Source organism: Amycolatopsis thermophila (assembly GCF_030814215.1).
Classification (GTDB): Bacteria; Actinomycetota; Actinomycetes; order Mycobacteriales; family Pseudonocardiaceae; genus Amycolatopsis_E; species Amycolatopsis_E thermophila.
The window spans coordinates 1,350,603-1,372,984 of record NZ_JAUSUT010000001.1; the positions used below are offsets into that span (position 1 = coordinate 1,350,603).

The following is a 22,382-nucleotide window of genomic DNA, read 5'->3' on the forward strand; positions in this document are numbered from 1 at the left end:
GGCCCGTGTGAAGACCTCCGGACCCGGCGCTGCTTCACCGCGGCACCGCCGCCCGCGCGTGGGTCAGCAGCTCGTCGACCGACCACTGGTCGTAGGCGTGCTCGCCGTACTTGTGCGCCAGTACCTCCCCGCCGGGCGCGATCAGGAAGTCCGCGGGCAGGCCGAGCCGCCCGCCCTCCTGTCTGGCCGCGGGTGGCCGGAACTTCCCGCGCAGCGTCAGGGCCGATCCGCGCACGATCGCGCCCCAGGTCCGCGGGTGCAGCAGCGCCCGGCGGCTCGATTCGACCCCGAACTCGCGGTAGTACCGCTTGCCCGGGTCCGCGATCACCGCGAACGGCAGGTCGTACGAGCGCAGCTCGTCGGCGGGCGAGTGGAAGAACACCACCTCGCGGACGCCGGCGGCGGTGATCTCGTCGTGCCGCTGGACGACCGAGCGCAGGTGGAGGTTGCAGACCGGGCAGCCGGCGAACCGCCGGAACTGCAGGTGGACCAGGCGTTCGGGGTCGGGAACCGGGAAACGGTCGCCGGTGACCGCGACCAGTTCTCGTGCGTCGACGTGCATGAGCGCCCCTCTCGTAGGCGTGCGCTGTACTCCTACGAACGTATGCGCGTATGATGTACGCTGTCAACGCCATGCCGCGCCCCCGTTCCCTGACGACCGACCAGATCGCCGCCGCGGCACTGGCCGTCCTCGACCGCGACGGGCTGGACGCGCTGTCGATGCGCACGGTCGCCAAGGAGCTCGGCGTCGGCACGATGTCGCTCTACCGCTACGTGTCCGACCGCGACCAGCTCGAAGGACTCGTGGTCGACCTGGTGCTGCGCGCGATCGACCTGTCCGTGCCGATCGGTTCCGCCGGCGAACGGCTGACCGCCCTGGCCGACCGGGTGCGGACAGCGGTGTCGCACCACCCGGCGGTCGTGCCGCTGCTGCTGATCCACCGCCACCGCGCGCCCAGCTCGACGCGCTGGGGCGAAGCGATGCTGACCGTCCTCACCGAGGCGGGCATCACCGGCGAGCAGCGGGTGATCGCGTTCCGGGCGATCCTGGGTTACGTCTTCGGCGCCCTGCAGGTCGAGCACTTCGGGGCGCTGTCCGGGCCGGGCACGGCCGCGCTCGCCGAGCTGCCGCGCGAGGAGTTCCCGGTCCTGTCCGAAACCGCCGCGCAGGCCCGGTCGATCCCGCCGGAGGTGGAGTTCCGGCGCGGCTTCGACCTCCTGCTGCGCGGCCTGGGCCTCTAGTCCGGCACCGGGAGGGCGCCCGGCGGCAGACCGTACACCCGGGACACCGGGATCCGGATCACCACGCGCTGGTCCTCGACCATGCGCCGGTAAAACGCGCCGAGATCGGCGTAGGGGTCCTCGAACCGCGTGGCGTACTCGGCCATCTCCCGCCCGGTGGCGTCACCCGGCTCGGTGCTGACCGGCGAGACCTCGGCGTCGCCCTCGACGACCGCGTACGCCAGGCCGTTCGGAGCCGCGACGTGCAGCACGGCGCGCGGGTCGCGGCGCAGGTTCCAGACCTTCGCCCGGTCCGCCGTCGAGCTCAAGCGGATGAGCTTCTCCTCGGGGTACCAGCCGTAGATCACGGTGGACAGTTGCGGCCTGCCGTCCTTGCGGACGGTGGCCAGGGTGCCGAACCGCTGGTCCGCCACGAGGTCGAGGAGTGCTTGGCTCATGATCCGATCCTGGCTCAGCGGCGTCGGCCGCGACAGAAGGCACTTTCCCGTGCCCGGGGAACACCGCTGTTACGGTCTTGACTCATATTCCAGACGGGTTATATTACCGATATGGCATCAACGTTCGAGGTCCTCGCCGAGCCGCGGCGCCGCGAGATCCTCGACCTGCTCCGCGCGTCCGAGCGGCCGGTCGGGGACCTGGTCGAGCGCCTGCAGCTGACCCAGCCCGCGGTGTCCAAGCACCTCAAGGTGCTCCGCGAGGCGGGCCTGGTCGAGGTGCGGCAGGACGCGCAACGGCGGTGGTACCGGCTGCGCCCGGAGCCGCTCGCCGAGATCGACGCGTGGCTGGCGCCCTACCGGCGCATGTGGGACGCGAGCCTGGACGCCCTCGAACGGCACCTGGACTCGATGGAGGAACCGTGACCGAACTGCGGACGATCGCCGGAAAGCCCGTGCTGCGCTTCGAACGGCGGCTGGCCCACCGGCCCGAGAAGGTGTGGCGGGCGGTCACCGAACCGGCCGAGCTCGCGCACTGGTTCCCCGCGCGGGTCGAGACGCAGGCGCGGGTGGGCGCGCCGATGCGGTTCGTCTTCCCCGAGCAGGCGCCGGTGGACGACGGCGGCACCGGGGAGGTCCTCGAGTTCGACCCGCCGAAGGTGTTCGCGTTCCGCTGGAACCTCGACGTGCTGCGGTTCGAGCTCCGGCCCGACGGCGACGGCTGCCTGCTGGTCTTCACCCAGACGCTCGGCGGCGGCGAGATCGGGCGGCTGTCCGGCGGGCGCAACGCGTTCGGCTGGACCGTCTGCCTCGACGGCCTCGCCGCGCGCCTCGACGGCACCGAGGCCCCGCCGCGGCCGGACCCGCTCCACGAGATGGAGCGCTACATCGAGGAGTTCGGCCTCGGCGAGGGCTCGGTGCACGAGACGGCCGAGGGCTACGAGTTGCGGTTCGCACGCGACCTGGTGTGGAAGCCGGCCGACGAGGTCTGGCGGCTGCTGACCGAGGACTCGCCGGTCACACCCGGCGGCCCGGCGCCGCTGCCGGCGACGAACGGTGCGGTGCCCGCCGGCCGCGTGTTCACGGCTTCCGCGCCGCACGTGCTGGAGTACGAGTGGCTGCACGACGGTTCCCCGGCGGGCCGGGTCCGGTTCGAGGTCGTGGTGGATCCGGAACTGGGCACGCGCATCGAGCTGACGCAGACGGTGCCGTTCGCGCTGGCGCACCTGCGGGCCGAGCTGCTGGCCGCCTGGCAGACCCACCTGGAGCTGTTCTTCGCGGCCACCTTCGGTGAGATCCGCTGCCCCTGGCCGGAGGCGCGCACCGCGGAACTGACCAAGCGCTACGCGCAGCGGCTGGCGAGCTGAGCGTTCCCGCGCCGCGCGTCCTGGTCGCGAGCAACGAACCGTGGGGAAACCCCTGCTCACCGAGGCCACGCGGCGCGGCTGGCGGCTCACCCGGCTGGTGCCGGACCTCACCGGCACCACGCCGGGCGACCCAGTGCCCGTCACGACCCCGGACACCGCCCCGCGCGCGCCTGCCAGCAGCCCGCCGAGGCGTGCGCGTTCGGCGCCTACCTGGGTACGCCGGCGCCGCCGCGCCCGGCACGAAGTTCCCCCGGGTCTGCTCGTCGACCCTCCCAGTGCCGCCCAGGCCGCGGTCGCGGCTCGCCGGGTGAGGTTCACGCCACACACGCGCCCCTTGCGCAGTAGATAGGCTCCCGTCATGAGCAGCGCGACGGAGCCGATCGGGACGCCTCCGGCGGAGGAGCCGGACATCCACACCACGGCCGGGAAGCTGGCCGACCTGTACCGCCGGAACGACGAGGCGGTGCACGCCGGGTCCGCCCGGGCGGTGGAGCGTCAGCACGCCAAGGGCAAGAAGACCGCTCGCGAGCGGATCGACCTGCTGCTCGACCCCGGTTCGTTCGTCGAGCTCGACGAACTGGCCCGGCACCGGTCGACGAACTTCGGGCAGGAGAAGAACCGCCCCTACGGCGACGGCGTGGTCACCGGGTACGGCACCATCGACGGCCGCCCGGTGTGCGTGTTCAGCCAGGACGTGACCGTGTTCGGCGGTTCGCTGGGCGAGGTCTACGGCGAGAAGATCGTCAAGGTGATGGACCTGGCCATCAAGACCGGCCGCCCGATCATCGGGATCAACGAGGGCGGCGGCGCGCGCATCCAGGAGGGCGTGGTCTCGCTCGGCCTCTACGGCGAGATCTTCACCCGCAACGTCAAGGCCTCCGGTGTGGTGCCGCAGATCTCGCTGATCATGGGCGCCAACGCGGGCGGGCACGTGTACTCCCCCGCGCTCACCGACTTCGTCGTGATGGTCGACCAGACCTCGCACATGTTCATCACCGGCCCGGACGTGGTGAAGACCGTGACCGGCGAGGAGGTCACCTTCGAAGAGCTGGGCGGCGCGCGGACCCACAACACCAAGTCGGGCAACGCGCACTACCTCGGCTCCGACGAGGAGGACGCGATCGCCTACGTCAAGGAGCTGCTGTCCTTCCTGCCGTCGAACAACCTGTCCGAGCCGCCGGTGTTCGAGTCGCCGGAGCCGGTGGACGGGTCGATCGCGGACGGCGTGACCGAGTCCGACCTCGAGCTGGACACCCTGATCCCGGACTCGCCGAACCAGCCTTACGACATGCACGAGGTCGTCACCCGCGTGCTGGACGACGGCGAGTTCCTGGAGATCCAGGAGCTGTTCGCGCCGAACGTCATCGTCGGGTTCGGGCGGGTCGACGGGCACGCGGTCGGCGTGGTCGCCAACCAGCCGACGCAGTTCGCCGGGTGCCTCGACATCGACGCCTCGGAGAAGGCAGCGCGGTTCGTGCGGACCTGCGACGCCTTCAACGTGCCGGTGCTGACCTTCGTGGACGTGCCGGGCTTCCTGCCGGGCACCGACCAGGAGTGGAACGGCATCATCCGCCGCGGCGCGAAGCTGATCTACGCCTACGCCGAGGCGACGGTCCCGCTGGTCACGGTCATCACGCGCAAGGCCTACGGCGGCGCCTACGACGTCATGGGCTCCAAGCACCTGGGTGCGGACATCAACCTGGCCTGGCCGACGGCGCAGGTCGCGGTGATGGGCGCCCAGGGCGCGGCGAACATCGTGCACCGCAAGACGCTCGCGAAGGCCGCCGACGAGGGCAAGGACGTCGAGGCGCTGCGGGCCGAGCTGATCCAGGAGTACGAGGACACGCTGCTCAACCCCTACGAGGCGGCCGAGCGCGGGTACGTGGACTCGGTGATCGTGCCGTCCCACACGCGCGGCCACGTGGCCCGGGCGCTGTCCATGCTGCGTGACAAGCGCGAGACGCTGCCGCCCAAGAAGCACGGCAACATCCCGCTGTGAGGGGGTTTTCATGAGCGAGCCGCAGGAGACGCCTCCCGCCCGCCCGATGCTGCGCGTCGTGCGCGGCACTCCCGACGAGACCGAGCTGGCCGCGCTGACCGCGGTCGTGGCCGCGGCAGCGTCGTCCGGCGGGGCCGAGCCGGAGAAGCCGGAGCGGACCTCGTTCTGGGCGGACCGCGCGGCGCTGGTGCGCAAGCCGTTGCCGCAGCCCGGTTCGGGCGCCTGGCGCGCCTCCGCCTGGCCGCGCTGACGCATCCCGGCCGCACTCCCGTGCGGCCGGGCCTCAGGCGGGTTCCAGCACGCGTCCGGGGTGGGGCGACAACACCCCGGCGTGGCGGTGCAGCATCACCAGCCGCACCGTCCCCGCCAACCCCATCACCAGGGCGACGAGGAACGACAGCCGGTAGGCCGGCGGTCCGCCGACCCCGTGCCGCAGCAACTCGTCGAGCAGCAGGCCGGCGCCGAGTTCCGCGACCACGGCGAACGTGAACCCGCCCATGTTCGCCACCCCGCTCGCCACCCCGGCCCGGTGCCCGTGGTTGGCCGACCGGGCCAGGTCGAACGCCAGCATGCTCACCGCGCCAGCGGCGCCGATCAGGAACAGGACCGGCCCCAGCACCACGACCGGCAACGGGCCGGGCACCGCGACGAGCACCGTCCAGCACAGCACGCTCACCACGGCCGCCACGGCGACCATCGGCCCGCGCACCCCCGGCCGCCGCGAAGCCAGCTGCCCGGCGAACGTTCCGACCAGCACGAATCCGACCACGACCACGGTCAGCAGCGCGCTCGCCGCCGCGGGGGTGCGGCCCTGCGCGTGCACCAGGTAGGGCTGCCCGAGCACGGCGGTGAACGTCACGAACGCGCCCATCAGCGTGAAGTGCGTCCACATCGCGTGCCGGGTGCCGCGGTTGTGCCACACGTGCCGCAGGCTGACGCGCAACGGCTCCTGCGGCGCCTCCCGCGAGGCGGCCGACGGCCCGTCCCGCAGCGCGACGCCGACCACGGCCAGCAGCACCGCCGTGATCACCCCGGCGACCAGGAACGCCGACGTCCACCCGAACCCGGTGAGCAGCGCGGCCAGCGGCGCGGTCGCGATCAGCTGGCCGAGCCCGCCGATGATCCCGGTGAGCGCGGCGACCAGCGCGTACCGGCGGCCGGGGAACCAGTTGTGCGCCAGGCGCAGCACGTTGACGAACAGGAACGCGTCACCGGCGCCGATCAGCGCCCGCCCCGCCATCGCCGCCGCGTAGGCCGTGGCCAGCGCGAACACGATCGACCCGGCCGCCATCAACGCCATGCCCAGCGACAGCAGCCGTCGCGGCCCGAACCGGTCGGCGGCGGCGCCCACGGGCACCTGCAGAACGGCGTAGAGCACGAACTGCATCACCGAGAACGCGGCCAGCCCGGTCGCGTCGATCGAGAACCGCTCCTGCGCGGTGAGCCCGGCCACCGAGAGGCTCATCCGGTGGAACAGCGCCGTCAGGTAGCACAGCGCCCCCAGCCCCCACATCAGCCAAGCCCTGGCCGCGCGCACCGGACCACCTCCCGTTGCATCTATCTTGTATCTATCAGCGTCCTGGCTACGATGCGCCCATGTCAACGAGGGACCGCTCACAGGCGGCCGGCGACCGGGCCTACCACTGGACCAAGGACCGCATCCTCGACGGCCGCCTCGAAGGCGGGCGGCTGATCAGCGAGGGTGAGGTCGCCGACGCCCTGCAGCTGTCCCGGACCCCGGTCCGGGAGGCGTTCCTGCGCCTGTCGGCCGAGGGCCTGCTCCGCCTGTACCCGAAACGCGGCGCCCTGATCGTGCCCGTGTCACCGAACGAGGTGCACGACATCGCCGAGGCGCGGATCTTCCTGGAGCGGCACGCGGCCGCGAAGGTCATCGCGGCCGGCGCCCACCGCCAGGTGGCCGACAAGATGCGCGCGGTCCTCGACGAGCAGCGCGCGGTCTCGATGCCGGAGCACACGCCGCGGTTCACCAAGCTCGACCGCGAGTTCCACGCCACCCTGGTCCAGGCCGCGGGCAACCAGCTGTTCGACGAGTTCTACTCCGGCCTGCGCGACCGCCAGCTGCGCATGGTCAACACCGCCCTGCGCGACAACACGGTCCGCCCGCCGATCATCCTCGACGAGCACGCGCGGATCTGCGATCTCCTCGCGGCGGGCGACGCCGACGGTCTCCAGGCCCTCATCGGCGACCACATCTCCGCGGTCCGGGACGAAGCCGCGCACTGAGCCGCTTGTTCCAGCTGTGCCCGGCGCCGTATAGTCCATGCGGAATAAACGGACTGGAGCGATCATGGCTGCCCCGAAACTCACTCCGATGGCCCTGGCCGTTCTGGAACTGCTGCACGAGCGGCCGATGCACCCGTACGAGATGACCCAGCTCATGCGCGACCGGCACCTGGAGCACCGGGTCGCGGTCAAACCGGGGTCGCTCTACCACACGGTCGACCGCCTGGCGGCCGCCGGGCACATCAAGGTCGTCGGCACCCAGCGCGAGGGCCGCCGTCCCGAACGCACCGTCTACGCCCTGACCGAGCAGGGGCGCGACGCGTTCGTGGACCGGGCCACGACGATGCTCGGCACCCTCGCCGACGAGCGCCCCGAGTTCCTCAGCGCGCTCGGTGCGATGGACGACCTCGGCCGCGAGATCTCCCTCGACCAGCTGGAGATGCGCCTGATGCGCCTGGAGGCCAAGGCGGCCTCCCAGGAGGTCATCACGCGCAAGCTGCTCGACGAGGTACCGGCGATCTACTGGGTCGACTGGCGCTACACGACCGCGCAGGTGCGGTTCGAACTCGAGTGGACCCGGCAGCTGATCGACGACATCAAGGCCGGCCGGCTGGACTGGTCGGCGCGGAACTGCCACCCGGCCAGGCTCTCCGCCGTCCCCACCGAATCCACTGAGGACAGACCGAATGAGCGAGCGAGCTAACCCGTGGGCGGCGCTCGGCGCGCTGTGCATCGGGTTCTTCATGATCCTGTTGGACACCACGATCGTCTCGATCGCGATCCCGTCGATGGTGCGCGGCCTGGACGCCGACCTCAACTCCATCGTCTGGGTGATGAGCGTCTACCTGCTCACCTACGCGGTCCCGATGCTGTTCACCAGCAGGCTCGGCGACCGCTTCGGCCCGAAGCGGCTGTTCGTCGCCGGGCTCGCGGTGTTCACGCTCGCGTCGCTGTGGTGCGGCCTGTCCGGCACGGCCGAGATGCTGATCGCCGCCCGCGCCGTGCAGGGCCTGGGCGCCGCGCTCATGACGCCGCAGACGCTGGCGTTCATCACCCACCTCTTCCCGCCCGCCAAGCGCGGCCCGGCGATGGGCCTGTGGGGCGGCGTCGCGGGCCTGGCCACGATCACCGGACCGCTGCTCGGCGGGGTACTGGTGGACAACCTGGGCTGGGAGTGGATCTTCTTCGTCAACGTGCCGATCGGCGCGGTCGGGCTGGTGCTGGCGATGCTCCTGGTACCGGACTGGCAACCGCGGCACTCGCACTCCTTCGACATCCCCGGAATCCTGCTGTCGGTCGCGGGGATGTCGCTGGTCGTCTTCGGGCTGCAGAACGGGCAGCACTACGACTGGGGCACCGTCGCCGGGCCGGTCAACGTCGCCGAGGTGATCGCCGCGGGCGTGGTGCTGCTGGTCGCGTTCGTGGTGTGGCAGCGCTACAACCGCCGCGAACCGCTGTTGCCGTTGCGCGTGTTCGGCAACCGCAACTTCTCCGCGGGCACGCTGACCTCGGTCACGATCGGCTTCACCATGACCGCGATGTTCCTGCCGCTGGTGATCTACATCCAGGACGTCCTGCTGCTCTCCCCCACCTCGGCGGGCCTGATCACCGCGCCGATGTCGCTGCTGTCCGGTCTCCTCGCGCCGTTCATCGGGCGGCTGTCGGACAAGGTCAACCCGAAGTACCTGGTGATCCTCGGAATCGTCGCGCTCGCCGCCGGTCTCGCGCTGATCGCGCTGATGGCCCGCGAGACGAGCACGTGGTGGGTCACCTTCCCCGGCCTGCTGTTGTGCGGCGTGGGCACCGGTTCGGTGTTCGCGCCGATGAGCAACGCGACGATGAGCTCGGTCGAGCCGCGGCTGGCCGGCACCGCGTCGGGCATCTTCAACACGGCCCGCCAGATCGGTGGCGTGCTGGGCAGCGCGGCGTGCGGCGTGTTGCTGCAGGCGCGGATCAGCGCGGGCATGGCGGCCAGCCACGGCAACGCGCCCCAGGCCCTCACCCAGGCGGCTCGGGAAACGCTGCTCCTGCCGATCGCGGTGCTGCTGCTCGGGATCGTGGCGGCGGCCGCGATGCGGCGCCCGGCGGCCCGGCCCGCGCAGTCCCAGCCCGACACGGCGGGCGCCCGCGCCTGACGGCTAGTCTCGCGCCGTGCACTTCGTTCTGGCCTCCCAGTCCCCCGCCCGTCTCGCGGTGCTGCGCGCCGCGGGCATCGACCCGAGCGTCGTGGTGTCCGGCGTTGACGAGGACGCCGTGGCCGCGGCACTGACCGACCCGTCCCGCGAGGAGCTCGTCACCGCGCTCGCCCTCGCGAAGGCGGAGGCCGTGCTGCCCACGGTCGCCCGGACGCACGCCGACGCGGTGGTCGTCGGGTGCGACTCGATGCTGTCGTTCAACGACGAGATGCTGGGCAAGCCGGGCGACGCGGAGACCGCCCGCAAGCGGTGGGCCCAGATGGCCGGCGGCACCGGTGACCTGCTGACCGGGCACGCCGTGCTGCGGGTCGAGGGCGGCGAGAAGGTCCGCGAGGCGGTCGGCACGCAGACCACGCAGGTGCGGTTCGCCTCACCCACCCAGGCCGAGATCGACGCCTACGTCGCGACGGGCGAGCCGCTGCAGGTCGCCGGCGCGTTCACGCTGGACGGGCTGGGCGGCTGGTTCGTCGAGGGCGTCGACGGCGACCCGTCCAGCGTCATCGGGATCAGCCTGCCCCTGACGCGGCGGCTGCTGGCGGAGGTCGGAGTCGGCGTCACCGACCTGTGGACGTCCCGATGACGGGGCCCGGCCACCGCACGGTGGCCGGGCCCTGAGGGCAGCGGTCAGGCGTTCGCCGGAGCCGGTTCCCGCGCCGGCTCGCCCGCCGGGGCGTCCAGCAGGGGTGTCGACGTCTTGGAGTGCAGCACCTCGTCGTCGAGGAGGCCTTCGGTGCGGGCGATCCACGTCGGGATCGCGATCTGGCCCGCCACGTTGGTCGCGGTGCGCATCATGTCCAGGATCGGGTCGATGCCGTAGATCACGGCGATGCCGGTGGCGATCACCTCGGGCGGCAGGTTCAGCGTGCTCAGGGTCAGCGTGAGCATCGTGAACCAGCCGGTCACGCCGGCCGTCGCGATGGCGCCGAACACGGCGACCACCACGATCAGCACGTAGTCACCGAAGCTGAGCGAGATGCCGAACAGGTTCGCGATGAAGATCGTGGCCACCGCCGGGTACACCGCGGCGCAACCGTCCATTTTGGTCGTCGTGCCGAGCGGGACGGCGAAGCTCGCGTAACCCGGGTCCACGCCGAGGTTCACCGCGGTCTGGCGGCTCAGCGGCAGCGTCGCGCCGGACGAGCGGGACACGAACGCGAACTGCAGCGCCGTCCAGGCCTTGCGGAAGAACAGCGCCGGGCTCACCTTGCCGACGAAGCGCAGCAGCAGCGGGTACACCACGAACAGCACGAGCAGGGTGCCCGCGTAGACGGCGACGATCAGCGACAGCAGCGGCCGCACGAACTGGTCGCCGTAGGTGGCGAACGCGTTGCCGATCAGGCCGAGCACGCCCAGCGGGGCCAGCCGGATGATCCAGCCCAGCACCTTCTGCACGATGTCGAACACGGCCCGGTTGAAGCTGACGAACGGCTGGGCACGGTCGCCCAGCGCGTACGCGGCCAGGCCGACGGCCAGCGACACGAGCACCACCTGCAGGATCTCGCCGTCGGCGAAGGCCTCGACCAGGTTGCTCGGCACCAGGTTGTTGATCAGGTCCAGCCACGAGCCGTGGTCCCGCGAGGCGAGCTTCTGCACCGTCGACGGCTGGGGCTGCAGGGAGACGCCGCTGCCCGGGTTGACGATCTTGCCGACGGCGATGCCGATGAGCACCGCGATCAGCGAGGTCGTCGCGAACCACAGGACGGTCTTGCCGCCGAGCCGGGCCGCGGTGCGGGCGCCGCCGAGGCCGCGCAGGCTGACGATGCCGAGGACGATCGCCGTGAAGACCAGCGGCAGGACGGTGACCTGCAGCAGGTTCGTGAAGATCGACCCGATGGTGTGGAGGGTCGTGACGAGCCAGCCCTGGCCGGTCTGCTTCGCCAGGACGCCCAGCAGGGCACCCACGACGAGGGCGACGACCACGATCAGGCCGAAGACCTTGGGTTTCGAGTAGGTCCGTAACAGGGACACGGGTTCGCTCCGGGGCGTGAAATTTCCTGGTTGTGCCGCGTGTGGTCAACACGTGGCGTCACCGGGCTCTTCCCCGTGACCCGTTCGTGTGGGCGAGTTCTCAGCATGTGGGAGACACGGCCGGACGTGCCGCCGCGCGCCGGCGGGCTTGCTAGTTGCAGGCCCGCAGATCACCGGACGACAGCTGCACCTCGGGCCACCCGCGCAACTGGCCGACCGCCGTGTAGCGCCGGGTGCAGCCCAGCGCGCTGCCGTCGAGCGCGAAGACCCGCGCCAGCACCGGCGAGGTCTGCACGACCACGACCTCCGGCGCGTTGTCGCCCGTCACGTCGTCCAGCCGCACCACGCCGGCGCTCGAGTAGTACGGCTTGTCCACCGACCGCCACGTGCCGGCGCGGTTCACGACCAGCTGCGCGATCATCGCGGCGTCCTGCCGGCCGCGCACCAGGCACGCGGACACCGGACCGCCCACGCAGGACAGCGAATTCGCGTCGAGCTTGCCGCCCAGCGCGCTCACCGCCACCTCGACGACGGTGCCGTCCGCCTCGAACCGCCCGTTGCCGCCCTGCGCGTCGGCCAGCAACTCGACCGCGCGGCCGTCCACGGCCGCCCGGGACACCACCTGGCACGGACCCTCGCCGCAGTCCACGCCCGTGGTCACCGCGCTGCCCCCGGCACCGCCGGCGGGCACCTGCGCGCTGCTCCCGTCCTCGCGCAGCAACCGCACCGTGACCAGGGCGGACAACGCCACCACGGCGGCCAGAACCGCGGTCACGACGACCGAACGAGGTGCGCGTCCCCTGCCCACGTGCCCACCCCTTTCCCCTTCAGGGTAAGCGTGAGCCGGGTCTCACCGCAGCACGACTACTCCGCCGTAAACTCCGGGAAAGGCCCGCGGAAGCGCCGCGCGACGCTCCGGGGGGATTGCGTGAAGGACCAGATGGAGGTAAGGGCGTGCCCGAGCAGGCCAGCGCGACCCAGGGCGGACCGGTGACCAAGATCCTCGTAGCCAACCGGGGTGAGATCGCGGTCCGCGTCATCAGAGCGGCCAAGGACGCCGGGCTCGCGAGTGTCGCGGTGTACGCCGAGCCCGACCGCGACGCCCCGCACGTCCAGCTCGCCGACGAGGCATACGCCCTCGGCGGGACCACGGCGGCGGAGAGCTACCTCGTCATCGACAAGCTCATCGACGTCGCCAAGCGGTCCGGCGCCGACTCCGTCCACCCCGGCTACGGCTTCCTCTCCGAGAACGCCGACTTCGCGCAGGCGGTCATCGACGCGGGCCTGACCTGGATCGGGCCGAGCCCGCAGGCCATCCGCGACCTCGGCGACAAGGTCACCGCGCGGCACATCGCGCTCAAGGCCGGTGCCCCCCTGGTCCCGGGCACCAAGGACCCGGTGTCGAACGCCGACGAGATCATCGCCTTCGCCGACGAGCACGGTCTGCCGGTGGCCATCAAGGCGGCCTTCGGTGGTGGTGGCCGCGGTCTGAAGGTGGCACGCACCAAGGAGGAGATCCCCGAGCTGTTCGAGTCGGCCACCCGCGAGGCGGTCGCCGCGTTCGGCCGGGGCGAGTGCTTCGTCGAGCGCTACCTCGACAAGCCGCGCCACGTCGAGGCCCAGGTCCTGGCCGACCTGCACGGCAACGTCGTGGTGGTCGGCACCCGCGACTGCTCGCTGCAGCGCCGTCACCAGAAGCTCGTCGAGGAGGCCCCCGCGCCGTTCCTGAACGACGAGCAGCGCCGCACGATCCACGAGTCCGCCAAGGCGATCTGCAAGGAGGCCGGCTACTCCGGCGCGGGCACGGTCGAGTACCTGGTGGGCCTGGACGGGACCATCTCGTTCCTCGAGGTCAACACCCGGCTGCAGGTCGAGCACCCGGTGTCGGAGGAGACCGCGGGCATCGACCTGGTGCGCGAGATGTTCCGCATCGCCCGCGGCGAGAAGCTGCGGTTCACGCACGACCCGGAGCCGCGCGGCCACTCGATCGAGTTCCGCATCAACGGTGAGGACGCCGGCCGCAACTTCCTGCCCGCGCCGGGCACCGTCACCAAGCTGGTGTTCCCGGAGGGCCCGGGTGTCCGGGTCGACTCCGGTGTGGTCACCGGCAGCGTCATCGGCGGCCAGTTCGACTCGATGCTCGCGAAGGTCATCGTCACCGGCACCGACCGGCAGAACGCGCTGGAGCGCAGCCGCCGGGCGCTGGACGAGATGGTCGTCGAGGGCATGGCCACGGTGCTGCCGTTCCACCGCGTCATCGTGCGCGACCCGGCGTTCGTCGGCGACGACGAGGGTTTCTCCGTCCACACCCGCTGGATCGAGACCGAGTTCGACAACCGGATCGAACCGTTCACCGCGGCCGCCGAAGCCGAGGAGGAGGCCGAGCCGCGCCAGACGGTGGTCGTCGAGGTCGGCGGCAAGCGGCTGGAGGTCTCGCTGCCCGGCGACCTCGCGCTCGGCGGGGGCGGCAAGGGCAACGGCGGTGGCGCCAAGGCCAAGCCGCGCAAGCGGGGCGGCGGCGCGAAGTCCGCGGTCAGCGGTGACACCGTCGCCGCGCCGATGCAGGGCACGATCGTCAAGATCGCGGTCGAGGACGGCCAGCAGGTCGAGGCGGGCGAGCTCCTCGTCGTGCTCGAGGCCATGAAGATGGAAAACCCGGTCACGGCACACAAGTCGGGCACCGTGACGGGACTTTCCGTCGAGGTGGGCACCGCGGTCACGCAAGGCGCTTCCCTGCTCGAAATCAAGGACTAACCTGGCGGTGTGACCGAGGTTCCCTCGCCTGATCTGCGGATCGGCGACGAAGAACGGGAGTCGGCGCTGACGGCACTCGGGGAGCACCTGAGTGCCGGGCGACTCGACCTCGACGAATACGGCGACCGTTCGGCGCGGGTCACCGCCGCTCGCACGCGGCGGGACCTCGCCGGACTGTTCGCCGACCTGCCCGAGCCGCACCCGCGGTTCGAGAAGCCGCAACCGCCGAAGGCGGTGGCGAAGAAGCCGGACCAGCCGCCCCAGTGGTCGGACCGCCCCCTGCCGCAGCGCGTCGCGGCCGCCGCGGTGCCGTTCCTGTGGGTGGCGGCGGTCGCGTTGTTCCTCACCGTCGGCGGCTGGTGGTGGTTCGCGCTGCCGTTCCTGTTCACCGCGGCGGGCAGCGCCTTCTGGGGCAAGGACTGGGAGCGGGACCGGCACGGCGCCTACGACCGGCGCGACCGGCGGGACCGCCGCCGTGACCGGTGGGACCGGCGGTGAACGACCAGCCGGACCTGCGGCTCTCCGATGACGAGCGTTCGGAGGCCCTGGAGGCCCTGTCCGAGCACGTCCGCACCGGTCGCCTGGACATCGACGAGTTCGGCCGCCGCTCGGCGCACGTCGCGGCGGCCCGCACCCGGTCGGAGCTGGCGCGGCAGTTCGCCGACCTGCCCGAACCCCGGCCTCGGGTGCTCGGCAAGCCCGTTCCGTCGCGGCCGCCCGCGCGGAAGGTCGGGATGGGCCTGCTGCCGCTGCTGGTGATCGCGGCGGTGGCGCTGTTCGTGCTGACCCGCGGTGTGTGGATGGTGGTCCTGATCCCGGTCGTGGTCGTGGCGGTGCTGACCCTGCGGCGCCGCTGACGAAACCGCCCGTCCCGCGCTCGCGCGGCACTGTGTTCTAGTCCTCTTGTGCTCGCCGACACAATTCCTCGCACCACCGGTCGGGTTGTGGTGATCTGGATTCAGATTCCTATTCAGCGCTGAACGGGGGGAACGTGGGCGAGTCCAGCGTCTTTCTGACCCGCATCCTCGACGTGCTGTTAGATGGCGGCGATCAGATCGCATTCGCCCATCGTGGCCGGTCGATGACGTATCGAGAGACCTTCGACACATTACGGCGGCTGCATGCGACACTGAAAACCGAGGGGATCGTCCCCGGCCAGCTCGTCGCAATTACCGGCGGAAACGCGCCGGAAACAATTCTTCTGCAGTTCGCCTCCCAGTTGCTCGGCGCACGAGTGGTGCACGTGGACGGTCCGCGCACCGATCTGCTGGAGCTGCTCGAGGTCGACCACGTGCTGTCCACCGAACCCGACGGGCCGCTGGTGTCGTCCCGCGTGCCGCGCGGCCCGCGCCGCGACGAGGACTCGGCCCTGCCGCGGGCGGTGGAGACGATGTTCTCCGGCGACGGCACGAACCTGGTCTGCTACCGCGACCTGTACGAGGAAATGGCGCGGTCGACCGAGCCGAACGCGGACGGACCGCAGCGAGTGCTGTTGATAGCGCCCCTGTCGCACCCGATCGGCAACCGTCTCACCTGCAAGGCACTCCTGGCTGGCGACACGGTGGTGCTCCACGAGCGCGCGAGCGGCACCGGCACCTTCGCCGCCGCCAACCTCGCCGGGGAGGCCTAGGAGCGCGCGTTTCCCCGGTGCGGCGTGCGGAGCGACGCCACACCGGGGAGCTCCGGGCCGGTCAGCCGACCGGCGCCGTGAGCCGCGCCCTGGCCTCGGGCGCGCTCGACCTGCGCTCGTCGGCCGCCTCGTCGCTCGGCTGCGTCTGCGAATCCCGCTCCGCCGCGACCCGCGCGTTGTACACCTCGACCTCGTGGGCAACCGTCTCCTCGGACCAGCCCAGCGTGTCCGCCACCAGCCGCGCCACCTGCTCGGCGCAGTCGACCCCGCGGTGCGGGTACTCGATGGAGATGCGCGTGCGCCGCGCGAGGATGTCCTCCAGGTGCAGCGCGCCCTCGTGGCTCGCCGCGTACACCGCCTCGACGGCGAGGTAGTCCGGCGCGTGCTCGATCGGCCGCAGCAGCTCCGGCTTGCCGTCGCCGATCGCGAGCACCTCGTGCACCAGCGAGCCGTAGCGGTCGAGCAGGTGCCGCACGCGGTAGGGGTGGAGCCCGTGCTTCGCGGCCAGGTGGTCGGCCTGGTTGACCAGCGCGTGGTAGCCGTCGGCGCCGAGCAGCGGCACCTTGTCCGTGATGGATGACTGCAGCCGTCCCGGCAGGTCGGGCGCGGCGGCGTCCACCGCGTCCGCGGCCATCACCCGGTAGGTCGTGTACTTGCCGCCCGCGATCGCGACCAGACCGGGCGCGACGCGCGCCACGGCGTGCTCGCGCGACAGCTTCGAGGTCTCCTCGCTCTCCCCCGCCAGCAGCGGCCGCAGTCCGGCGTAGACGCCTTCGATGTCGTCGTGCGTCAGCGGCGTCGCGAGGACGGAGTTGACGTGCTCGAGGATGTAGTCGATGTCGTTCTTCGTCGCCGCCGGGTGGGCGAGGTCCAGGTGCCAGTCGGTGTCGGTGGTGCCGACGATCCAGTGGTTGCGCCACGGGATCACGAACAGCACGGACTTCTCGGTGCGCAGGATCAGACCGGACTCCGACACGATCCGGTCCCGCGGCACGACGATGTGCACACCCTTGCTGGCCCGCACCCGGAACCGGCCGCGGCTGCCGGAGAGCCGCTGCAGCTCGTCGGTCCACACGCCGGTGCAGTTGATGACCGCGTTGGCGTGGACGTCGGTCTCGCGGCCGTCCTCGACGTCGCGCACGCGCACACCGGACACGCGGTCGGCCTCCCGGAGGAACTGCACGACCTGGGTACTGGTTCGGACCACAGCGCCGTAGTGGGCCGCGGTGCGGGCGACGGTCATCGTGTGGCGGGCGTCGTCGGCCTGCGAGTCGTAGTACCGGATTCCCCCGATCAGGGCGTCCCGTTTGAGCGCCGGGACCATCCGCAGCGCACCCGCACGGGTGAGGTGCTTCTGCCCGGGCACCGACCGGGCGCCGCCCATCGTGTCGTAGAGGAACAGGCCGGCCGCGGTGTAGGGGCGTTCCCACAGCCGGTGTGTGAGCGGGTACAGAAAGCTCACCGGTTTCACCAGGTGCGGCGCGATGCGGGTGAGCATCAGCTCCCGCTCCCGCAGCGCCTCGCGGACCAGCCCGAACTCCAGCTGCTCGAGGTACCGCAGGCCGCCGTGGAACAGCTTGCTGGACCGGCTCGACGTGCCCGAGGCCAGGTCACGGGCCTCGACCAGCGCCACCCGGAGCCCGCGCGTCGCCGCGTCGAGGGCGGTGCCCGCGCCGACCACGCCGCCACCGATCACCACGAGATCGAACGTCTCGGCACCGAGCCGCCGCCAGGTCTCCTCCCTCGCCTCCGGCCCCAGCTTCGCCTCAGTCACTCCGGTTTCCTCCCGTCGCAGACGTCCCCTGTCCCGTCCAGCATGACACGTTTCCGCATGTCCTCACCGTGCGAGAGCTTGTCGTCCGGTCAGCGCGCGAGCACGATGTGACTTCGGGACAACGTCGTCTCGCACATTGGGAGGTGTGCCATGACCGAGCGAACGTCGGGCGCCTGGACGAGGCTCCGACAGACCACGGCCGGTGAATTACTCGCCGAGTTCATCGGCACCGCGATTCTCATCATCCTGGGATGTGGCTCCGTGGCGGTCGCGGTGGCGGGGCTGCCCGGCTCGGGGCGGCAGACCGCCGACTTCGGACCCGCGAACTGGTTGATCATCGCCTGGGGCTGGGGCCTGGCCGTCGCATTGGCCGTGTACGTCGCGGGCGGCGTGAGCGGCGCCCACATCAACCCCGCGGTGACCCTGGCCTGGGCGATCCGCCGCAAGTTCCCCTGGGCGAAGGTCCTGCCCTACTGGGCGGCCCAGGTGGTCGGCGCGTTCGCCGGGGCGGCCGTCGTCCTCGCGGTCTACCACGACGCGATCAACGCGTTCCTCGCCGCGCAGAACCCGCCGACGGGCCGCTCGGGCTCGTTGAGCACGTTCTCGATCTTCGCGACGTTCCCCGCCAAGTACTTCGGCAACGGGATCTGGGGACCACTGGTCGACCAGATCGTCGGCACCGCGATCCTCGTCGCCATCATCGCCGCGATCATCGACGCCCGGAACCAGGCTCCGGCGGCCAACCTCGCCCCGTTCGTGGTGGGCCTGGTGGTCGTGGCCATCGGCCTCACCTACGGGACGAACGCGGGTTACGCCATCAACCCCGCTCGCGACCTGGGGCCACGGCTGCTGACCTACATCGCGGGGTGGGGCAGCAAGGCCTTCCCCGGTAACGGGGACTGGTTCAGCGGCTACTGGTGGATTCCGATAGTCGGGCCGCTCGTCGGCGGGGTGGTCGGTGTGCTGGTCTACGACCTGTTCATCGGCAACGTCCTGGCCGTCCGTCCGGCACCGGGCGCGGAGCCCACGCCGGAACCGGGCCGGGTTCCCGGTTCGGCGGACGGTGCCGGCCGGGGTGACGGCGCGGCGTCCGAGAGCGACGCCCTGCCCGAGGCCGGCCGTCAGGCCCAGAGATCCGAATAGCACAAGGCAGGCAAACCAACGAGAGGAGCACCATGCCCTCATATGTCGCCGCCATCGACCAGGGCACGACGTCCACCCGGGCGATGATCTTCGATCACTCGGGTGGCGTCGTCGCCGTGGACCAGCGAGAGCACGAGCAGATCTTCCCGCAGGCCGGGTGGGTCGAGCACAACGCCGAGGAGATCTGGGAGAACACGCGCGCGGTCACCGCGGGCGCGCTCGCGAAAGCCGATCTGCAGGCCGGCGACATCGCCGCCGTCGGGGTCACGAACCAGCGCGAGACGGCGCTGGTGTGGGACCGCACGACCGGCAAGCCGGTCTACAACGCGATCGTCTGGCAGGACACCCGCACCGACCGGATCGTCGACGAGCTCGGCGACCTCGGCGGCGGGCAGGAGCGGTACCGCCCGAAGACGGGTCTGCCCCTGGCGACCTACTTCTCCGGCCCGAAGATCAAGTGGATCCTCGACAACGTCGAGGGCGCGCGCGACCGCGCCGAGGCTGGCGACCTGGTGTTCGGCAACATGGACACCTGGGTCGTGTGGAACATGACCGGCGGCCCGGACGGCGGCGTGCACATCACCGACCCGACGAACGCGTCCCGGACCCTGCTGATGGACCTGGACACGTTGAGCTGGGACTCCGACAACGCCGCGGACATGGGCATCCCGATGTCGATGCTGCCGGAGATCCGGTCCTCGTCGGAGGAGTACGGCAAGGTCCGGCCGCGCGGGGTGCTCTCGGGTGTGCCGATCGCCGGCATCCTCGGCGACCAGCAGGCGGCGACGTTCGGGCAGGCGTGCCTGTCGCCCGGCGAGGCCAAGAACACCTACGGCACCGGCAATTTCGTGCTGCTGAACACGGGCACGGAAAAGGTGATGTCCGAAAACGGCCTCCTCACCACGGTCTGCTACAAGATCGGCTCCAACGACACGGTCTACGCGCTGGAGGGTTCCATCGCGGTGACCGGTTCGCTGGTGCAGTGGCTGCGCGACAACCTCGGCATCATCAGCAGTGCGGCGGAGATCGAGACGCTGGCCGGCACCGTGGACGACAACGGCGGGGCGTATTTCGTGCCGGCGTTCTCGGGTCTGTTCGCGCCGTACTGGCGCTCCGACGCGCGGGGCGTGATCGCCGGGTTGACGAGGTACGTGAACAAGGGGCACATCGCGCGGGCCGTCCTGGAGGCCACGGCGTTCCAGACGCGCGAGGTCATCGAGGCGATGAACGCCGACTCCGGTGTGCCGTTGAAGTCGCTGAAGGTGGACGGCGGGATGGTCGTCAACGAGCTGCTGATGCAGTTCCAGGCGGACATCCTGGACGTGCCGGTGATCCGCCCGGTGGTGGCCGAAACGACCGCGCTGGGCGCCGCCTACGCCGCCGGCCTGGCGACCGGTTTCTGGGAGAGCGAGGACGACATCCGCAACAACTGGGCCCAGGACAAGGAATGGACCCCGTCGATGGACGCCGGGCTGCGCGACGCCCAGTACCACAACTGGAAGAAGGCGGTCACGAAGACCTTCGACTGGGTGGAGTGAACCCACGGCGCGCTTCCGTTGCCGGGCAGGGGAAGCGCGCCGTCCACAGCGGACTCAAGGGGCCAGCGACCCGTCACCGGTTTCCGGCGCGCCCCGCGGCACGGTGCGCGTCTGCCCCGTGCCGGGCGTGGTGTCCGGCCGCCGCTGGAGCACGGTGAAGTGGACCGTCACCGGTTCCCCGCCGCAGTGGAACGACACCGGGTATGAGCCTTCGGGGACATCGCGGATCACCGTTTCGGCGAACAGCGCCCACGGCTGGTGCCCCTCCGCGTTCGCGGCCAGGGGTTGCGTCACCCGCAGGGCTCGGGTCGTGAGTGGACCGAACCGGTCGAAGCAGGCGGCGGCGACCGCGACCTTCTCGCCGGCGTGCCCGCTGTAGGCGGACAGTGTCAACCAGGCGGGCGTCGGCTCCGGCGAAGGCGGAGCCGACGAGGTCCCGCTGGGCGGAGCCGGGGACGACGAGCCGGGTTCAATGGTGCCCTGCGCGAACGCCGGCGTCGCGGCGAGCAGGGTCGCGAGCAGTCCGACGGCGATGGCGGTTGTTCTCATGGCGGCCTCACGGCGGTAGAGCTGATGGCCCTTAAGGCGCGCCGGCGGGGCCGCGGTTGGCTCCCGACATCGAACCGTGACGTCAGTCCAGGTCGTCGTGCCGCATCAGCTGCCGCGCGGCCTCGGTGATGGAGCCGGACAGCGACGGGTACACCGCGAACGTGAGCGCCAGGTGGTCCACCGTCAGCTGGTTCTGCACCGCGAGCGCGATCGGCAGGATCAGCTCGCTCGCCGTCGGCGCCACGACCACACCGCCGACGATCACGCCGGTCGCGGGGCGGCAGAACAGCTTCACGAAACCGCGCCGCAGGCCCTCCATCTTGGCGCGCGCGTTGGTCGCCAGCGGCAGCATGATGGTGCGCGCGGGCACCTCGCCGGAGTCGATGGCGCTCTGGCTGATGCCGACCGTCGCGATCTCCGGATGGGTGAACACGTTCGCGGCCACGGTCTTGAGCTTGATCGGCGCGACGCCCTCGCCGAGCGCGTGCCACATCGCGATGCGGCCCTGCATGCTGGCGACGGAGGCGAGCATCAGCACACCGGTGCAGTCGCCGGCCGCGTAGATGCCCGGGACGCTGGTGCGGGACACGCGGTCGACCGTGATGAACCCGCCCGGGCCCGGCTCGATGCCGACCTTCTCCAGGCCGATGTCCTCGGTGTTGGGGACCGATCCGACGGTCATCAGCGCGTGGCTGGCCTCGATGACGCGCCCGTCCTGCAGGTGGACCTCGACGCCCTTCTCGGTGCGCTCGACCCGCTCGGCGCGCGCGTGCTTGACGACGGTGTTGCCCCGCTGGGCGAACACCTCCTCCAGCACGGCCGCGGCGTCCGCGTCCTCGTGCGGCAGGACGCGGTCACGGCTGGAGACGAGCGTGACCTTGACGCCCATCTCGGTGTAGGCGGAAGCGAACTCGGCGCCGGTGACACCCGAGCCGACCACGACGAGGTGCTCGGGCAGTTCGGGCAGGTCGTAGAGCTGGCGCCAGTCGAGGATGCGCTCGCCGTCGGGCACCGCGCCGGGCAGCACGCGCGGGGTGGCGCCGGTGGCGATGAGGACCACGTCGGCGTCGAGCACGTCGACGTCACCGGTGTCCTTCGTGACGCGGACCTTGTGGGCGGCCAGGCCGGGTTCGTCGTCGTCGAAGCGACCCGTGCCGGTGAGGATCTTCACACCTTCGCGTTGCACGCGGGCGCGGATGTCGGCCGATTGGGCGAGGGCGAGTCCCTTCACGCGGCCGTGGACGGTGCGCAGGTCGACGCCCGTGTCGGCCATGTCGGTGATGATGCCCAGCTCACCGAGGCCGTGCATGTTGGCGCGGGCGCCGGAGGAGGCGATGAACGTCTTGGACGGGACGCAGTCGTAGAGCACGCAGGCGCCGCCGAGGCCGTCCTTCTCGACGATCGTGACGTCGGCGCCGTGCTGTGCGGCCACCAGCGCCGCCTCGTAGCCCGCCGGTCCGCCGCCCATGATCACGATCCTGGTCACGTACTCCTCCTCCTCACGCGCACTTCAGCCACAACCTTAGGCCGCGACACCCGGAGTAC

23 protein-coding genes are annotated in these 22,382 nt (G+C 71.3%); 15 read left to right on the forward strand and 8 right to left on the reverse strand.

Going from position 1 to position 22,382, the window contains the following annotated elements; all coding sequences use genetic code 11:
- Window positions 1-34: 34 nt before the first annotated feature.
- The gene (locus FB470_RS06685) at window positions 35-562 is read right to left on the reverse strand and encodes a peroxiredoxin-like family protein (protein WP_306989595.1); all 528 of its coding nucleotides are present in this window, start codon (window positions 560-562) and stop codon (window positions 35-37) included.
- 50 nt (window positions 563-612) lie between these two features.
- Between FB470_RS06685 and FB470_RS06690 the strand changes: the two genes are divergently transcribed.
- Window positions 613-1,242, forward strand: a complete 630-nt coding sequence (locus tag FB470_RS06690; protein ID WP_306989596.1) for a TetR/AcrR family transcriptional regulator — start codon at window positions 613-615, stop codon at window positions 1,240-1,242.
- Here FB470_RS06690 and FB470_RS06695 read toward each other — a convergent pair.
- On the reverse strand, window positions 1,239-1,679 hold the full coding sequence (locus FB470_RS06695; RefSeq protein ID WP_306989597.1) for a PPOX class F420-dependent oxidoreductase: 441 nt from the start codon (window positions 1,677-1,679) through the stop codon (window positions 1,239-1,241). The genes FB470_RS06690 and FB470_RS06695 overlap by 4 nt on opposite strands.
- A gap of 111 nt (window positions 1,680-1,790) precedes the next feature.
- On the opposite strand from FB470_RS06695, the gene FB470_RS06700 reads away from it, so the two are divergent.
- The 4 genes from FB470_RS06700 to FB470_RS06715 all read left to right on the forward strand — a co-directional run bounded on the left by FB470_RS06700 (window position 1,791) and on the right by FB470_RS06715 (window position 5,292).
- A complete protein-coding gene (locus tag FB470_RS06700; RefSeq protein WP_306989598.1) occupies window positions 1,791-2,102 on the forward strand; it encodes an ArsR/SmtB family transcription factor in 312 nt (103 codons plus the stop codon).
- The gene (locus FB470_RS06705) at window positions 2,099-3,043 is read left to right on the forward strand and encodes an SRPBCC family protein (protein WP_306989599.1); all 945 of its coding nucleotides are present in this window, start codon (window positions 2,099-2,101) and stop codon (window positions 3,041-3,043) included. Before FB470_RS06700 ends, FB470_RS06705 begins: the two co-directional genes overlap by 4 nt.
- 358 nt (window positions 3,044-3,401) lie before the next feature.
- The gene (locus FB470_RS06710; RefSeq protein ID WP_306989600.1) at window positions 3,402-5,042 is read left to right on the forward strand and encodes an acyl-CoA carboxylase subunit beta; all 1,641 of its coding nucleotides are present in this window, start codon (window positions 3,402-3,404) and stop codon (window positions 5,040-5,042) included.
- A gap of 10 nt (window positions 5,043-5,052) precedes the next feature.
- On the forward strand, window positions 5,053-5,292 hold the full coding sequence (locus FB470_RS06715; RefSeq protein WP_306989602.1) for an acyl-CoA carboxylase epsilon subunit: 240 nt from the start codon (window positions 5,053-5,055) through the stop codon (window positions 5,290-5,292).
- 33 nt (window positions 5,293-5,325) lie between these two features.
- Here FB470_RS06715 and FB470_RS06720 read toward each other — a convergent pair whose 3' ends face one another.
- A complete protein-coding gene (locus tag FB470_RS06720) occupies window positions 5,326-6,579 on the reverse strand; it encodes an MFS transporter (RefSeq protein WP_306989605.1) in 1,254 nt (417 codons plus the stop codon).
- A gap of 59 nt (window positions 6,580-6,638) precedes the next feature.
- Between FB470_RS06720 and FB470_RS06725 the strand changes: the two genes are divergently transcribed.
- The 4 genes from FB470_RS06725 to FB470_RS06740 all read left to right on the forward strand — a co-directional run bounded on the left by FB470_RS06725 (window position 6,639) and on the right by FB470_RS06740 (window position 10,061).
- Entirely contained in the window at window positions 6,639-7,286 is a 648-nt protein-coding gene (locus FB470_RS06725) for a GntR family transcriptional regulator (protein WP_306989606.1), read from the forward strand.
- Between the two features lie 88 nt (window positions 7,287-7,374).
- Window positions 7,375-7,989 (forward strand): PadR family transcriptional regulator, encoded by a 615-nt coding sequence (locus tag FB470_RS06730; protein WP_306989607.1) that lies wholly within the window; start codon window positions 7,375-7,377, stop codon window positions 7,987-7,989.
- The gene (locus FB470_RS06735) at window positions 7,973-9,421 is read left to right on the forward strand and encodes a DHA2 family efflux MFS transporter permease subunit (protein WP_306989609.1); all 1,449 of its coding nucleotides are present in this window, start codon (window positions 7,973-7,975) and stop codon (window positions 9,419-9,421) included. Before FB470_RS06730 ends, FB470_RS06735 begins: the two co-directional genes overlap by 17 nt.
- A gap of 16 nt (window positions 9,422-9,437) precedes the next feature.
- Window positions 9,438-10,061, forward strand: coding sequence for a Maf family protein (locus FB470_RS06740; RefSeq protein ID WP_306989611.1), 624 nt, complete (start codon window positions 9,438-9,440; stop codon window positions 10,059-10,061).
- 44 nt (window positions 10,062-10,105) lie between these two features.
- Here FB470_RS06740 and FB470_RS06745 read toward each other — a convergent pair whose 3' ends face one another.
- Both FB470_RS06745 and FB470_RS06750 read right to left on the reverse strand, forming a co-directional pair.
- The gene (locus FB470_RS06745; RefSeq protein ID WP_306989612.1) at window positions 10,106-11,449 is read right to left on the reverse strand and encodes a dicarboxylate/amino acid:cation symporter; all 1,344 of its coding nucleotides are present in this window, start codon (window positions 11,447-11,449) and stop codon (window positions 10,106-10,108) included.
- A gap of 151 nt (window positions 11,450-11,600) precedes the next feature.
- Window positions 11,601-12,257, reverse strand: a complete 657-nt coding sequence (locus FB470_RS06750) for a hypothetical protein (RefSeq protein ID WP_306989614.1) — start codon at window positions 12,255-12,257, stop codon at window positions 11,601-11,603.
- 146 nt (window positions 12,258-12,403) lie between these two features.
- On the opposite strand from FB470_RS06750, the gene FB470_RS06755 reads away from it, so the two are divergent.
- From FB470_RS06755 to FB470_RS06770, 4 genes are all read left to right on the forward strand, one after another.
- Window positions 12,404-14,203, forward strand: coding sequence for an acetyl/propionyl/methylcrotonyl-CoA carboxylase subunit alpha (locus FB470_RS06755; RefSeq protein WP_306989616.1), 1,800 nt, complete (start codon window positions 12,404-12,406; stop codon window positions 14,201-14,203).
- 9 nt (window positions 14,204-14,212) lie between these two features.
- Window positions 14,213-14,701, forward strand: a complete 489-nt coding sequence (locus tag FB470_RS06760) for a DUF1707 domain-containing protein (protein WP_306989617.1) — start codon at window positions 14,213-14,215, stop codon at window positions 14,699-14,701.
- On the forward strand, window positions 14,698-15,060 hold the full coding sequence (locus tag FB470_RS06765; protein ID WP_306989619.1) for a DUF1707 SHOCT-like domain-containing protein: 363 nt from the start codon (window positions 14,698-14,700) through the stop codon (window positions 15,058-15,060). Before FB470_RS06760 ends, FB470_RS06765 begins: the two co-directional genes overlap by 4 nt.
- A gap of 134 nt (window positions 15,061-15,194) precedes the next feature.
- A complete protein-coding gene (locus FB470_RS06770) occupies window positions 15,195-15,833 on the forward strand; it encodes an AMP-binding protein (protein WP_306989620.1) in 639 nt (212 codons plus the stop codon).
- Between the two features lie 61 nt (window positions 15,834-15,894).
- Here the strand turns inward: FB470_RS06770 and FB470_RS06775 are convergent, their stop codons facing one another.
- Complete coding sequence (locus tag FB470_RS06775) at window positions 15,895-17,607, reverse strand: glycerol-3-phosphate dehydrogenase/oxidase (protein WP_306989622.1); 1,713 nt, start codon at window positions 17,605-17,607, stop codon at window positions 15,895-15,897.
- A gap of 150 nt (window positions 17,608-17,757) precedes the next feature.
- On the opposite strand from FB470_RS06775, the gene FB470_RS06780 reads away from it, so the two are divergent.
- Together FB470_RS06780 and glpK are read left to right on the forward strand one after the other, a co-directional pair.
- Complete coding sequence (locus FB470_RS06780) at window positions 17,758-18,750, forward strand: MIP/aquaporin family protein (RefSeq protein ID WP_306989623.1); 993 nt, start codon at window positions 17,758-17,760, stop codon at window positions 18,748-18,750.
- A gap of 32 nt (window positions 18,751-18,782) precedes the next feature.
- Window positions 18,783-20,288 (forward strand): glycerol kinase GlpK, encoded by a 1,506-nt coding sequence (gene glpK, locus FB470_RS06785; RefSeq protein WP_306989625.1) that lies wholly within the window; start codon window positions 18,783-18,785, stop codon window positions 20,286-20,288.
- 54 nt (window positions 20,289-20,342) lie between these two features.
- On the opposite strand, the gene FB470_RS06790 is transcribed toward glpK, so the two are convergent.
- Window positions 20,343-20,837, reverse strand: coding sequence for a hypothetical protein (locus tag FB470_RS06790; RefSeq protein ID WP_306989627.1), 495 nt, complete (start codon window positions 20,835-20,837; stop codon window positions 20,343-20,345).
- 82 nt (window positions 20,838-20,919) lie between these two features.
- Window positions 20,920-22,323 carry an NAD(P)H-quinone dehydrogenase gene (locus tag FB470_RS06795; protein ID WP_306989629.1) on the reverse strand — a complete coding sequence of 468 codons (1,404 nt, stop codon included), beginning with the start codon at window positions 22,321-22,323 and terminating at the stop codon, window positions 20,920-20,922.
- Between the last annotated feature and the right edge of the window lie 59 nt (window positions 22,324-22,382).

Coding starts and splice junctions, on each gene's coding strand:
- FB470_RS06780 (WP_306989623.1), top strand. CDS start 17,758: ATGACCGAGCGAACGTCGGGCGCCTGGACGAGGCTCCGACAGACCACG.
- FB470_RS06685 (WP_306989595.1), bottom strand. CDS start 562: ATGCACGTCGACGCACGAGAACTGGTCGCGGTCACCGGCGACCGTTTC.
- FB470_RS06715 (WP_306989602.1), top strand. CDS start 5,053: ATGAGCGAGCCGCAGGAGACGCCTCCCGCCCGCCCGATGCTGCGCGTC.
- FB470_RS06735 (WP_306989609.1), top strand. CDS start 7,973: ATGAGCGAGCGAGCTAACCCGTGGGCGGCGCTCGGCGCGCTGTGCATC.
- FB470_RS06700 (WP_306989598.1), top strand. CDS start 1,791: ATGGCATCAACGTTCGAGGTCCTCGCCGAGCCGCGGCGCCGCGAGATC.
- FB470_RS06730 (WP_306989607.1), top strand. CDS start 7,375: ATGGCCCTGGCCGTTCTGGAACTGCTGCACGAGCGGCCGATGCACCCG.
- FB470_RS06725 (WP_306989606.1), top strand. CDS start 6,639: ATGTCAACGAGGGACCGCTCACAGGCGGCCGGCGACCGGGCCTACCAC.
- FB470_RS06710 (WP_306989600.1), top strand. CDS start 3,402: ATGAGCAGCGCGACGGAGCCGATCGGGACGCCTCCGGCGGAGGAGCCG.
- glpK (WP_306989625.1), top strand. CDS start 18,783: ATGCCCTCATATGTCGCCGCCATCGACCAGGGCACGACGTCCACCCGG.
- FB470_RS06790 (WP_306989627.1), bottom strand. CDS start 20,837: ATGAGAACAACCGCCATCGCCGTCGGACTGCTCGCGACCCTGCTCGCC.
- FB470_RS06695 (WP_306989597.1), bottom strand. CDS start 1,679: ATGAGCCAAGCACTCCTCGACCTCGTGGCGGACCAGCGGTTCGGCACC.
- FB470_RS06690 (WP_306989596.1), top strand. CDS start 613: ATGATGTACGCTGTCAACGCCATGCCGCGCCCCCGTTCCCTGACGACC.